Origin of the sequence: Streptomyces yunnanensis (genome assembly GCF_029011865.1) — a bacterium.
GTDB lineage: Bacteria > Actinomycetota > Actinomycetes > Streptomycetales > Streptomycetaceae > Streptomyces > Streptomyces yunnanensis.
In genome coordinates this window covers 2,522,419-2,535,486 of the sequence record NZ_CP095749.1, presented here as the reverse complement: position 1 = coordinate 2,535,486, position 13,068 = coordinate 2,522,419, and the positions used below count along the sequence as shown (strand labels likewise).

Below are 13,068 nucleotides of genomic sequence, written 5' to 3'. Positions count from 1 at the left end.
CAGGGGTATGGATCCGGCCAATCGGCGCGGCGCGCGGCATGGCCGAGGTCGGGGGGTTGACGACCGGGGTGCGCCCGCCGGGGCCGCTCCCGGGCGCCGGGAACCCCGGGCCTGTCCGATGGGTCAGGGTTCGGACGGAACCTCACACGACCTAGGCCGCGTCGGTCGGCTGCTCCGTCTGTTCCGGCTGCTCCGTCTGTTCCGGCGGAGCCGGGGGGAGCTGGTGCGCGAGCCAGGTGGGGACGCCGCCCATGAGGCGGAACAGGCGGGCGGCCTCGGTGCGCAGGCGGACCGCCTCGTCCTCCGGTGCGGCATCGGCCAGGGCCGCCAGCGCCGGTGCGGTGCCGACCAGGAAACCCAGCTCCTCGCGGATCCGCAGGGACTCCGCGAAGCCGTGCCGGGCCTCCGCCAACTCCCCGTCGCGCAGGGCGAGTCCGGCCAGGTGACGCCAGGTGAAGGAGAGCAGTAACGCATCGCCCTGGGCGGTGGCGCCGGCGTGTGCGCGGCGGTAGGCGGCGCGGGCGGCGTCCGGGCTGTCGGCGATGTGCTCGGCCATCAGGCCGCGGCGGAAGTCCAGCAGCGGGCGGCCGGCCGCACTCGGGGCGAGCAGCGCGGCGGCCCGGCCCAGTGCCGACCGTGCCTCGTCGGCCCGGTCGCGGACGCCCAACACCGTTGAGGTGTAGGCGAGTTGGCCGCGTTCGCAGGCCGCTCCACCGCGCTCCTCGTCGTCGCCGGCCAGTGCCTCCGCGGTGCGCAGCGCGTCCTCGGCCTCGGCCCAGCCGGTGGCGGTGAACATGCAGCGCTCGACCAGGAGCGCGGCGCGGCGCAGTGCGGCGGGTGCCTGTCGGGCCGCGCGGGGTTCCAGGAGGGCGGCCGCGTCGGCCCAGCAGCCTCGGGAGCGCAGTCGCCACACGGCGCGGTCCAGGGGGTCGTCCCCCGCCGGGCCGGTCGCCGCCGGTGGGATTCCCGGTCGTGGTGCCGGGACCGGTGCCTGATCCGCGGACCTCATGGAATCCGCGGGATCCGCGGATCCGGACATGGCGGTATCCGCCACAGTGCCCTCCCCGAGCGCCATTGAGCGGGAACACAGGATGCTGTGGGCGCATCTCAGCACGAATCCCGTCGTCGGGCCAAGGGGGCGGGTGAAAGATTTCACAATCGCGCGGGGTGGTCGTGGTGGCCGATACGCGGCGGTTTGGCGGCGCCGCGGGGCGGAGCGTTCGCCCGGTGCGGCAATGGTGTTGACGCGATGTCGCCCGATCGGGGGAACCCCGGACGGGGCGGGGTGACGGTCGCGCGGTGTGCGCCGGGCGGGTCGGTGCGCGCTCCGCACCGACCCGCCCGGCGTCGCCGCCTGACAAGCCGTCAGCTCATCCGCAGGGCCAGGAAGAAGTCCAGCTTGTCCTCCAGGCGCGAGAGGTCACGGCCCGTCAGCTGCTCGATCCGGCCCACCCGGTAGCGCAGGGTGTTGACGTGCAGGTGGAGGCGGGTGGCGCAGCGCGTCCAGGAGCCGTCGCAGTCGAGGAACGCCTCCAGGGTGGGGATCAGCTCGGCCCGGTGGCGACGGTCGTAGTCCCGCAGCGGGTCCAGGAGTCGGGCGGTGAAGGCCCGGCGCACGTCGTCGGGGACGAACGGCAGCAGCAGGACGTGCGAGGCCAGCTCCTCGTGGCCGGCGGCGCAGACCCGGCCGGGGCGGGCGGCGGCGACCCGGCGGGCGTGCCGGGCCTCCTCCAGGGCGCCGCGCAGCCCCTCGGCCGAGTGGACGGAGGCGCTGACGCCGATGGTGAGCCGGCCGTCGCCGTCCAGGCCGCGGCCGAGCGGCTCGTGGATGGCGCGCAGCAGGTGGTCGGCGTGCAGGCCGTCCGTGGTGGCGGTGTCGGCGGAGTCCTCCGGGACGGCGGGCAGCGGCACCAGCGCCACCGCCTCGTCGCCGGTGTGCGCGACCGCGATCCGGTCCGAGGGCTCGGGGCCGAACGTGCCGGGATCGACCAGCACCTCCTCCAGCAGGCTCTGCGCCACCGGGCCGCCGGGGACGTCGCCGCCCTCCCACTCGACCCGGGCCACCACGATCTGCCAGTGCGGGGCGGCCCCCAGGCCGGGCAGCAGGACCGGGGCGGCCACCCGCAACCGGGCGGCGATCTCGGCCGGCGGGGCGCCGGTCTGGACCAGCTCCAGGACCTCCTGCGCGAGCCGGCGGCGGACCGTGCGGGCGGCGTCCCGGCGGTCCCGTTCGACGGCGATCAGCTGGGTGACGCCGTGCAGCAGGTCCAGGCGCTCCTCGGACCAGTCGCCGGCGTCCGCCTCGACCGCCAGCAGCCAGTCGCTGAGCAGCGTCTGCCGCAGGTCGCGGCCCTCGTAGCGGATCGGGAAGAGCGAGTAGGTGGCCCCCGCCAGGGCGATCCGGTGCGGGCCGCGGCGGCCGCTCCGGGCGGCGGCGAGGTGCTCGCCGGCCAGGCGGGCGCCCAGCTCCGCGGGCAGCTCTGGCCCGGCGCCGGCCAGCGAGGAGCCGGCGATCTGCCGGCCGGTGGGGGAGAGCACCCAGGCCCGCAGGTCCAGGTCGGAGCCGAGCAGGTCCAGGACCACCTCGGGGCCGCCGCCGGCCGGCCCGGAGGTCATCAGCCGCCGGTGCCGGTCCACCACGGCGGCCAGGTCGCCGGCCCGTTCGCTGGAGACCTGCCGGACGACGTGCTCGGTGATCGAGGCGAAGGAGACCTTCTCGTCGACCGCGAACAGCGGCAGCCGGTGCCGGGCGCATGCTTGGACGAGGTCGTCGGGGATGGCGCCCAGCTCCGCCTCGCCGGCCGCCAGCCCGGCGACGCCCGCGCCGGCCAGGATGCGGACGAACCGCTCGGAGTCCTCCGGCTCCCGGCGCCAGGCCAGGCCGGTGAGGACCAACTCGCCGCCGGAGAGGTAACGACTGGGATCCCGCAGGTCGGTGGTCATCACGCCACGGACGGTACGGTCCAGCTCATCCTCGCCCCCGAGGAGCTTCAGGCCCAGAGAATGTGTGTCCAGGAGTGCGCGGAGCCGCATGACCTCGCCCGCCGTTCTGTGCTGTCTCGTGTTGCCGGTGGAATGCCGCGAGGTTTTGATCCCTCGTCTTTCGTTCGAATCTACAAGACGGGCGGCGTGGCCAGCCAACCGCTTCATGGTTTCAGTGACTGCACCGGGTGGGTGCCGGGCGCGTTCACTAAGCCCAACCGCGTTAACAAGACATGAACGGCACCATGGCGACAGGGTCCGAAGGTCCCGACCAGGTGCAGCGAACGCCCCGATTTCGTAGAAGAGGCCAACCATGGACTTCCTTCGCCCCGCCAGCTGGGAGGAGGCGCTCGCCGCCAAGGCAGAGCACCCTACCGCTGTACCCATCGCGGGCGGTACGGACGTGATGGTCGAGATCAACTTCGACCACCGCCGCCCGGAGTACCTGCTCGACCTGAACCGGATCGGCGACCTGGGGGAGTGGGAGGTCGGGGAGAAGACCGTACGCCTGGGCGCCTCCGTCCCGTACACCAAGATCATGGAGAACCTGCGGGGCGAGCTGCCGGGCCTGGCCCTGGCCTCGCACACTGTGGCCTCCCCGCAGATCCGCAACCGCGGCGGCGTCGGCGGCAACCTCGGCACCGCCTCCCCGGCCGGTGACGCGCACCCGGCGCTGCTCTCCTCCGGCTGCGAGGTCGAGGTCGAGTCGGCCGCGCGCGGCGTGCGGATGATCCCGATCGACGAGTTCTACCTCGGCGTGAAGCGGAACGCCCTCCAGGCGGACGAGCTGATCCGCGCGGTGCACCTGCCCAAGGCCGACGGCCCGCAGCAGTTCTCCAAGGTCGGCACCCGCAACGCCATGGTCATCGCGGTGTGCGCCTTCGGTATCGCGCTGCACCCCGAGACCCGCACGGTCCGCACCGGCATCGGTTCGGCCGCACCCACCCCCGTGCGGGCGAAGGAGGCCGAGGCCTTCCTCGCCGCCGCGCTCGAAGAGGGCGGGTTCTGGGAGAACGGCAAGATCATCACCCCGTCGGTCGCCAAGCAGTTCGCGGACCTGTGCTCCGCCGCCTGCAACCCCATCGACGACGTGCGCGGCACCGCCTCGTACCGCCGTCACGCGGTCGGCATCATGGCCCGCCGCACGCTCGGCTGGGCCTGGGAGTCCTACCGCGGCCAGTCCGCCCGCACGGAGGGAGTCGCGTAATGCGCGTCAATTTCACGGTCAACGGCCGTAAGCAGGAAGCCGACGACGTGTGGGAGGGCGAGTCCCTGCTGTACGTGCTGCGCGAGCGGATGGGCCTTCCCGGTTCCAAGAACGCCTGTGAGCAGGGCGAGTGCGGATCGTGCACCGTCCGCCTCGACGGCGTGCCGGTGTGTTCGTGCCTGGTGGCCGCAGGACAGGTCGAGGGCCGCGAGGTCGTCACCGTCGAGGGGCTCGCCGACTTCGCCAGGAACCGCTCCTGCGGCGGCCACGAGGGCGGCGCCTGCGGCACCTCCCTGCAGGAGGCCCAGGGCTGGTCCGCCAAGGGAACCGACTCACAGACCGGCGAGGGCGCCGAACTCGCCCCGATCCAGCAGGCGTTCATCGACGCCGGCGCCGTGCAGTGCGGCTTCTGCACGCCGGGCCTGCTGGTCGCCTCCGACGAGCTCCTGGAGCGCAACCCGAACCCGAGCGACGCGGACATCCGCGAGGCGCTGTCGGGCAACCTGTGCCGCTGCACCGGCTACGAGAAGATCATGGACGCGGTGCGCCTCGCCGCGGCCCGCCAGTCCGAGCCCGAGGGGGTCTGACGCCATGGCAGACACACGCACCACCGGTATTCCGTCCAAGGTCACGCAGGGGTCGCAGACCAAGGGCGGCATCGGCGAGTCCACGCTCCGCCCCGACGGCATCCTGAAGGTCACCGGCGAGTTCGCCTACTCGTCCGACATGTGGCACGAGGACATGCTGTGGGGCCAGATCCTGCGCTCCCCGGTCGCGCACGCCGAGATCGTCTCGATCGACACCGGCGAGGCCCTGGCGACCCCCGGCGTCTACGCCGTCCTCACCTACGAGGACCTGCCGACCGAGGTGAAGAACTACGGCCTGGAGATCCAGGACACCCCGGTCCTGGCGCACGGCAAGGTCCGGCACCACGGCGAGCCCGTCGCGCTGGTCGCCGCCGACCACCCGGAGACCGCGCGCCGCGCCGCCGCGAAGATCAAGGTCGAGTACAAGGAGCTGCCGGTCATCACGGACGAGGCGTCCGCGACCGCTCCCGACGCCGTCCTCGTCCACGAGAACCGCGACGACCACCACAGCGGTCACGTCCCGCACCCGAACATCGTGCACCGCCAGCCGATCGTCCGCGGCGACGTGGCCAAGGCCCGCGAGCGGGCCGACGTCATCGTCGAGGGCGAGTACACCTTCGGCATGCAGGACCAGGCGTTCCTCGGCCCGGAGTCCGGCCTCGCCGTGCCGTCCGAGGACGGTGGTGTCGACCTCTACGTCGCCACCCAGTGGCTGCACTCCGACCTCAAGCAGATCGCCCCGGTCCTCGGCCTGCCCGAGGACAAGGTGCGGATGACGCTCTCCGGCGTCGGCGGCGCGTTCGGCGGCCGCGAGGACCTGTCGATGCAGATCCACGCCTGCCTCCTGGCGCTGCGCACCGGCAAGCCGGTCAAGATCGTCTACAACCGGTTCGAGTCGTTCTTCGGCCACGTCCACCGCCACCCGGCGAAGCTCTACTACGAGCACGGCGCCACCAAGGACGGCAAGCTCACGCACATGAAGTGCAAGATCGTCCTGGACGGCGGCGCCTATGCGTCGGCCTCCCCGGCGGTCGTTGGCAACGCCTCCTCCCTCTCCGTCGGCCCGTACGTCATCGACGACGTCGACATCGAGGCCATCGCGCTCTACAGCAACAACCCGCCCTGCGGCGCCATGCGCGGCTTCGGCGCGGTCCAGGCGTGCTTCGCGTACGAGGCGCAGATGGACAAGCTGGCCGACAAACTGGGCATGGACCGCGTGGAGTTCCGCCGGCTCAACGCCATGGAGCAGGGCACGATCATGCCGACCGGCCAGCCGGTCGACTCCCCGGCCCCGGTCGCCGAACTGCTGCGCCGCATCAAGGCGATGCCGCTGCCGCCCGAGCGCCAGTGGGAGTCCAGCGAGGGCGCCGACGTCCGTCAGCTGCCCGGCGGTCTGTCCAACACCACGCACGGCGAGGGCGTCGTCCGCGGTGTCGGCTACGCGGTCGGCATCAAGAACGTCGGCTTCTCCGAGGGCTTCGACGACTACTCCACCGCCAAGGTGCGCATGGAGGTCATCGCCGGCGAGCCCGTCGCCACCGTGCACACGGCCATGGCGGAGGTCGGCCAGGGCGGTGTCACCGTCCACGCGCAGATCGCCCGCACCGAGCTCGGCGTCCACCAGGTGACGATCCACCCCGCCGACACCCAGGTGGGCTCGGCCGGTTCGACGTCCGCGTCGCGTCAGACGTACGTCACCGGCGGCGCCGTCAAGAACGCCTGCGAGCTGGTGCGCGAGAAGGTCCTGGAGATCGGCCGCCGCAAGATGGGCACGTACCACCCGGCGTGGGCGACCGCCGAACTCCTGCTGGAGGGCGGCAAGGTCGTCACCGACGGCGGCGAGGTCCTCGCGGACATCGTCGACGTGCTGGAGGACGAGGTGGTCGAGCTGGAGGAGGAGTGGCGCCACCGGCCCACCGAGGCTTTCGACCTGACGACCGGTCAGGGCAACGGCCACGTCCAGTACTCCTTCGCCGCGCACCGCGCGGTCGTCGAGGTGGACACCGAGCTGGGCCTGGTCAAGGTCATCGAGCTGGCCTGCGCCCAGGACGTCGGCAAGGCGCTCAACCCGCTCTCCGTCATCGGCCAGATCCAGGGCGGCACCACCCAGGGCCTGGGCGTGGCGGTGATGGAGGAGATCATCGTCGACCCCAAGACCGCGAAGGTGCGCAACCCCTCCTTCACGGACTACCTGATCCCCACCATCCTCGACACCCCGACCATCCCGGTCGACGTGCTCGAACTCGCCGACCAGCACGCCCCCTACGGGCTGCGCGGCATCGGCGAGGCCCCCACCCTGTCGTCCACCCCGGCCGTCCTCGCGGCGATCCGGAACGCGACCGGGCTGGAGCTCAACAAGACCCCGGTACGGCCCGAGCACCTGACGGGTTCGTAACGGAGAACCGCCTGGGGGCCGCCTCCCCAGGCCCCCGATCCTCCGGGCGGTGCGCGGTAAGGGGTGTCCCTGTCCGTCCTCCTTCGCGCACCGCCCGGAGTCTCCCCGCACCATCCCCAGGCTGACCTGCTCCAACTCGACGCAGGCAGTACCACGTTCGTCTCGGGCCGTCCCCCGGGTCGTGCAGCCGAATATCCATCCCAAATCTCGTCGCCTCGGCGAGGGCCCCTATGAACCTTGGGAGTAAGGCAACCATGACCCAGCAGTCCACTGAGCCGAGGACCACGGCGGAAGACGCGGGTGACGGCTCGCGCCAGCCCGCCGGCCGTTCCTGGCTCGACCGGTACTTCCACATATCCGACAGAGGGTCGACCCTCGCGCGGGAGACGCGCGGCGGCATCACCACCTTCATGGCGATGTGTTACATCCTGCTGCTCAACCCGGTGATCCTGGGCTCCGTACAGGACGTCCAGAAGCACGGCCTCGATCACTCCGCCCTGGTGACCGCCACGGCGCTCGGTGCGGCGGTCTGCACCCTGCTGATGGGCTTCATCGGCAAGGTGCCGCTGGCCCTCGCCGCCGGCCTCAACGTCTCCGCCGCACTGACCACCCAGGTGGTCCCGCACATGACCTGGCCGCAGGCGATGGGCATGTGCGTGATGTACGGCGTCGTCATCTGCCTCCTGGTCGTCACCGGGCTGCGCGAGATGGTCATGAACGCCATCCCGCTCGCGCTCAAGCATGCGATCACCATGGGCATCGGTATGTTCGTCGCCCTGCTCGGCCTGGTGAAGGCCGGCTTCGTGGGCAAGGGAGCCGGCGGCCCGGTCACCCTCGGCAGCGACCTCTCGGGCCACCTGGTCGGCTGGCCGGTCCTGTTCTTCTGCATCACCCTCCTCCTGATCTTCATGCTCCAGGCCCGCAAGGTGCCCGGCGCCATCCTCATCGGCATCGTCGTCGGCTCCGCGCTGGCCATCGGCGCCACCAAGCTCGGCGGGCTGACGGCCAAGGACTGGGGCGGCGCGCCCCCGACCCTGGACGGCAACGCGGTCTCCATGCCGGACTTCGGGCTCTTCGGGCACGTGGAGTTCGGCGGCTGGGGCTCCATCGGCGCACTCAGCGTCACCATGATCGTCTTCACCCTGGTGCTGGCCGGTTTCTTCGACGCGATGGCCACCATCATCGGTGTCGGCACCGAGGCCAAGCTCGCCGACGACAAGGGCCGGATGCCGGGCCTGTCCAAGGCGCTGTTCGTCGACGGCGCCGGCGGTGCGATCGGCGGTCTGACCGGCAGTTCGGGCCAGACCGTGTTCATCGAGTCGGCCAGCGGCGTCGGCGAGGGCGCCCGGACCGGTCTGTCGTCCGTCATCACCGGTCTGCTCTTCGCGGCCTGCCTCTTCTTCACCCCGGTCACCCAGCTCGTGCCCGCCCAGGTGGCCGCCGCCGCGCTGGTCGTCATCGGGTCGATGATGATGAGTGTGGCCGGGCATGTGGACTGGAGCGACCGGGCGACGTCGATCCCGGTGTTCCTCACCGTGGCGCTGATGCCGTTCACTTACCAGATCACCACCGGCGTCGGTGCCGGCGTCATCGCCTACACCGCCATCAAGGCGGCCCAGGGCAAATGGCGCGAGATCGGTGCCTTCATGTGGGTGCTGACCGGCATCTTCCTCGTCTACTTCTCGCTCCATCCGATCGAGCAGTGGCTGGGCGTCAGGTAACGCCCGCCCTCCCCATCATCCGTAAGGAGACCGACATGCTGGATATCGCCGACGAGCTGAACCGGTGGGTCGAGCAGGGACGCACCTTCGCCGTGGCCACGGTCGTGGCGACCAACGGCAGCGCGCCCCGCCAGCCCGGCGCCGCGCTCGCCGTCGACAGCGACGGCACGGCGATCGGGTCGGTCTCCGGCGGATGCGTGGAGGGAGCGGTCTACGAGCTGTGCCAGGAGGCACTGCGGACCGGTCGGCCGGTCCTGGAGCGCTTCGGCTACAGCGATGAGGATGCCTTCGCGGTGGGTCTGACCTGCGGCGGAATCATCGACATCTTCATCACTCCGGTACCGGCGAGCATCCCCGGCGCCGCCGACGGCGGCCCCGCGGGGCATCCGGTGGACAGCAACGCCGCGACGCTCGCCGCCGCGCTGACCGCCGCCTCCTCAGGGGAGGCGGCGGCGGTCGCGCGGATCATCAAGGGCCCGGACGACCTGCTCGGCCGCGCCCTCCTCGTCCGCCCCGACGGCAGCCACACCGGCACCCTCGGCGGACACCCGGCCCTGGACCGCACCGCCGTCGAGGAGACCCGCGCCCTGCTGGACGCCGGGCGGACCACGACGCTGGAGATCGGGGCCGGCCCCGCGTCCGAGGAGGAAGCGGAGGGCGAGGGCGGAGCGCAGCGCAGCGGCTCGCGGTGCGGCCAGCCGGTGCTCCTGCTCGTCGAGTCCTCGGTGCCCGCCCCGCGCATGATCGTCTTCGGGGCGATCGACTTCGCGTCCGCGCTGGTCAGGGTCGGCAAGTTCCTCAACTACCACGTGACGGTCTGCGACGCCCGCCCCGTCTTCGCCACCCGGACCCGCTTCCCGGACGCGGACGAGATCGTCGTCGACTGGCCGCACCGCTACCTCGACTCCCAGGAGCTCGACTCCCGCGCGGTGCTCTGCGTGCTCACCCATGACGCGAAGTTCGACATCCCGCTGCTGGAGCGGGCGCTCAGGCTCCCGGTCGCCTACGTCGGCGCGATGGGCTCCCGCCGCACCCACCTCGACCGCCAGCAGCGGCTTCGGGAGGTCGGACTCACCGAGCTGGAGCTCAACCGGCTGCGCTCGCCCATAGGGCTGGACCTGGGCGCCCGCACGCCCGAGGAGACCGCGCTGTCCATCGCCGCCGAGATCGTCGCCAACCGCCGCGGCGGCACCGGCGCCCCGCTGACCGGCGCGCACACCCCCATCCACCACGATGCCCCCCGCCCGGTGGGACGGATCGGTGAAGTTGCCTGACGCATCGTCAGGAGCTGGTGGTGCGACCCGCGTTGACGCCCCGTCTACCGTTCCCGGACCCGTCGGGGACGGCGGGAGCCGCGGCGGCACCGCCGCACACGGGAGGCAGGAAGACCTACGGGACCGGCGTACCTGACGCCGCCGGTCCCGCGGGAGGACGGGCGTGCCGTCCGTCACGGCACGGGCGCGGCGTGGGGGCCGCGCCCGTGCCGGCTTGCCTCCAGATCCCGCCCGGGACCCTGCGCGGCGTCCGGCGGCCCGGACCGGCGGCGCCGCACCAGCGCGGTCACCCCCAACGCCAGGGCCAGCAGCGCCAGTCCGGCCGGCACGGTCAGCCCCGCGTGATAGCCGGCGAGCGCGGCGCCCGGCGAGCCGCCGGCCCCGGTCGCCGCGACCGTCACCGCGGTCACCGCCGACAGTCCGAAGGCCGCACCGAACTGGAACGAGGTGTACAACAGGCCGCCGGCCAGGCCCTGTTCGGCGGCTTCGATCCGGTCCGTCGCCACGATCGTCAGCGGCCCGTAGACCAGGGCGAAGGCGACCCCGACCAGCAGCATGCTGGGGAACATCGCCAGGTACGGCCAGTCCGCGCCCACCGGCAGGAACAGCGCATAGCCCAGCCCGGCGCACAGCAGGCCGGCGACGATCACCCGGGCGTGCCCGAACCGCCGCACCAGCCGCGGGGTGAGCACCGGCGCCAGCACCGCATCGGCGCCCATCGCCAGCATCGCGTAACTGGTCCGCTCGGCCGACCAGCCGCGCAGCTCCTGGAAGTAGAGCACCGCGACGAACTGGAAGCCGAAGAAGCCCGCGGTGAACAGCAGCCCCATCACGTTGGCCCGGACCAGCGGCCAGGAGCGCAGCAGGCCCAGGCGGACTAGCGGCGCCGCGGACCGCCGCTCGATCACCACGAACGACGCCAGCAGCGCCACCCCCGCGGTGAGCACCGCCGCGGTGCGCAACACCGGCGCGTGCGCGGCCTGTTCGACGCCGAGGACGAGCAGCAGCACCGCGCCGGTCACGGTGAGCGCGCCGGCCAGGTCCACCGGCGGCCGGCCACCGGTGCGCACCGGGTCCCGCGGCACCAGGCGCAACCCGGCGATCAGCACCAGCAGCGCCGGCACCATCGGCGCGAAGAACACCCAGCGCCAGTCGACCGCGGTCAGCAGCCCGCCGGCGATCAGTCCGGCCGAGAAGCCGCCGCCGGAGGTCCCGGAGTAGATCAGCAGCGCCCGGTCCCGGCGCGGCCCGGCCGGGAAGCCGGTGGTGATGATCGACAGCCCGGCGGGCGCCATGAACGCCGCGCACACCCCGGTCACGAAGCGCGCCGCGATCAGCGTGGCGCCCTCGGTGGCCAGCCCGCCCAGCCCCGAGAAGACCGTGAACACCGCGAGCGGCACCAGGAACATCCGGCGCCGCCCGAACAGGTCGGCGGCCCGCCCGCCGAGCAGCATGAACCCGCCGTAGCCCAGCACGTACGCGCTCATCACCCACGTCAACGCGCCGGTGGACAGGCCCAGTTCGCCGCGGATCGGGGGCAGGGCGACATTCAGCATGCCGATGTCGATGCCCTCCAGAAAGATCGCCCCACACAGGACGAGCAGCAGCGGCCAGTTCGCCGCCGGGGACCGGGACATAGCGGTGCTCCTCACGTGACCTTCACGGTTACCTCTTGTTACTGACCGCATCGTGCGGCACCGTTGGGGATCATGGAAGAAGGCACTATGAAGTCACCCGGTCACCTGACAGGAACCATGGGCGGACAACCGGCCGCCGCTGCCACCGCCGCCGTTCCTGCTGTTCCTGTTGTTCCTGCTGTTCCCGCCGACTGTGCCGACGGCGGCGCGGCGGACGCCGACTGCGACTACGACGCCCGCCAGTGGGACGTCCGGGAGGGCTGCGAGGTCCGGCAGATCCTCGACCGGGTCGCCGACAAGTGGTCGCTGCTGGTCATCGCCCTGCTCGACCGGCGGGTGCTGCGCTTCACCGAACTCCGCCGGGAAATCGACGGCATCAGCCAACGGATGCTGACCGTCACCCTCCGCCAGCTGGAGCGGGACGGCCTGGTCAGCCGGACCGTCCATCCGGTCGTGCCGCCGCGGGTGGATTACGCACTCACGCCGCTGGGCGCGACCCTGCACGACACCATTCAGGCGCTGGTCACCTGGACCGAGGAACACCAAAGCGAAATCGCGGTGGCCCGGGCCGCCTATGACGAGCGGGTCGCCCGGGAGCGAGGCGACGCACCTCACACCCCGCACTGAGGGAATGGACCGAAAGAATGACGGGCAACCGGTGAACGTATGGCAGTATGGGGCACCGAGGGTCCCTTCCAAGGGGTGTCCCCGCGATGTCCGCGCGAGCAAGGAGGTGATCGGGATGAGTCCCGAAGGAAGTCCTTGCCGCAGCGCTGCCCGCTGCTGATCGCGCCGTTCTCCGCGTGATCGCGGCTTTTCCCCGCACTGCTGTGTGCTCCCACCGGTGAATCCCGGGCGCTTTCCGCTGCCCGCCGGACCCGGCACATCCGCATGCCCGCAAGGGTGCGGAGCCTTCGGTCCCAGGGTGTCGGGCGGTTCCTTCCTCCGCACGGTCCGGTTCACCGATGAATGCCTTTCCCGGTAATTTCCCGTAATTCTCAGCGCCCGCGCGCACCGGTTTCTTCGGCCTGCCCGAAAACATTCCGCTAGGGATTCCGTCCGGCGAATATCGGACGCAGGGATCACCTCCTCTGGGGGATTCTCCTGTGTTTTCCGACCGTTCTCCGACTGATTCCTTCAGGACCCCATCCGGCCTTTTCCCCGTCTTCTCCCTGTCTCCTCCCGGTCTTCTCTCGGTTTTCTCTCGGTTTTCTCTCGGTCGTCCATCGACCTTCTCCCGGCCTTCTTCCGGGGGGTCTTCCGGA

At 71.8% G+C, this 13,068-nt stretch carries 9 protein-coding genes; 6 read left to right on the top strand and 3 right to left on the bottom strand.

Annotation, left to right across the window (positions count from 1 at the left end; genetic code table 11):
* Nucleotides 1-151 precede the first annotated feature (151 nt).
* The gene (locus MOV08_RS11125) at nucleotides 152-1,009 is read right to left on the bottom strand and encodes a hypothetical protein (protein WP_275307307.1); all 858 of its coding nucleotides are present in this window, start codon (nucleotides 1,007-1,009) and stop codon (nucleotides 152-154) included.
* A 356-nt stretch (nucleotides 1,010-1,365) separates the two neighbouring features.
* Nucleotides 1,366-3,033, bottom strand: a complete 1,668-nt coding sequence (locus MOV08_RS11120) for a PucR family transcriptional regulator (RefSeq protein ID WP_039631692.1) — start codon at nucleotides 3,031-3,033, stop codon at nucleotides 1,366-1,368.
* A gap of 262 nt (nucleotides 3,034-3,295) precedes the next feature.
* Here MOV08_RS11120 and MOV08_RS11115 point away from each other — a divergent pair, with 262 nt between their 5' ends.
* The 5 genes from MOV08_RS11115 (at nucleotide 3,296) to MOV08_RS11095 (ending at nucleotide 10,166) form a co-directional block, all read left to right on the top strand.
* Complete coding sequence (locus MOV08_RS11115; RefSeq protein ID WP_039631690.1) at nucleotides 3,296-4,189, top strand: FAD binding domain-containing protein; 894 nt, start codon at nucleotides 3,296-3,298, stop codon at nucleotides 4,187-4,189.
* Nucleotides 4,189-4,776, top strand: coding sequence for a (2Fe-2S)-binding protein (locus MOV08_RS11110; protein WP_039631688.1), 588 nt, complete (start codon nucleotides 4,189-4,191; stop codon nucleotides 4,774-4,776). Before MOV08_RS11115 ends, MOV08_RS11110 begins: the two co-directional genes overlap by 1 nt.
* Before the next feature lie 4 nt (nucleotides 4,777-4,780).
* On the top strand, nucleotides 4,781-7,171 hold the full coding sequence (locus tag MOV08_RS11105; RefSeq protein ID WP_039631686.1) for a xanthine dehydrogenase family protein molybdopterin-binding subunit: 2,391 nt from the start codon (nucleotides 4,781-4,783) through the stop codon (nucleotides 7,169-7,171).
* A gap of 254 nt (nucleotides 7,172-7,425) precedes the next feature.
* Complete coding sequence (locus MOV08_RS11100; protein ID WP_275307306.1) at nucleotides 7,426-8,892, top strand: NCS2 family permease; 1,467 nt, start codon at nucleotides 7,426-7,428, stop codon at nucleotides 8,890-8,892.
* A gap of 35 nt (nucleotides 8,893-8,927) precedes the next feature.
* Nucleotides 8,928-10,166, top strand: coding sequence for an XdhC family protein (locus MOV08_RS11095; RefSeq protein WP_275307305.1), 1,239 nt, complete (start codon nucleotides 8,928-8,930; stop codon nucleotides 10,164-10,166).
* A 173-nt stretch (nucleotides 10,167-10,339) separates the two neighbouring features.
* On the opposite strand, the gene MOV08_RS11090 is transcribed toward MOV08_RS11095, so the two are convergent.
* Nucleotides 10,340-11,803: an MFS transporter gene (locus MOV08_RS11090; RefSeq protein WP_275307304.1), complete on the bottom strand. Its 1,464-nt coding sequence runs from the start codon at nucleotides 11,801-11,803 to the stop codon at nucleotides 10,340-10,342.
* 72 nt (nucleotides 11,804-11,875) lie between these two features.
* Here MOV08_RS11090 and MOV08_RS11085 point away from each other — a divergent pair, with 72 nt between their 5' ends.
* Nucleotides 11,876-12,430: a winged helix-turn-helix transcriptional regulator gene (locus MOV08_RS11085; RefSeq protein WP_078875704.1), complete on the top strand. Its 555-nt coding sequence runs from the start codon at nucleotides 11,876-11,878 to the stop codon at nucleotides 12,428-12,430.
* Nucleotides 12,431-13,068: the final 638 nt, after the last annotated feature.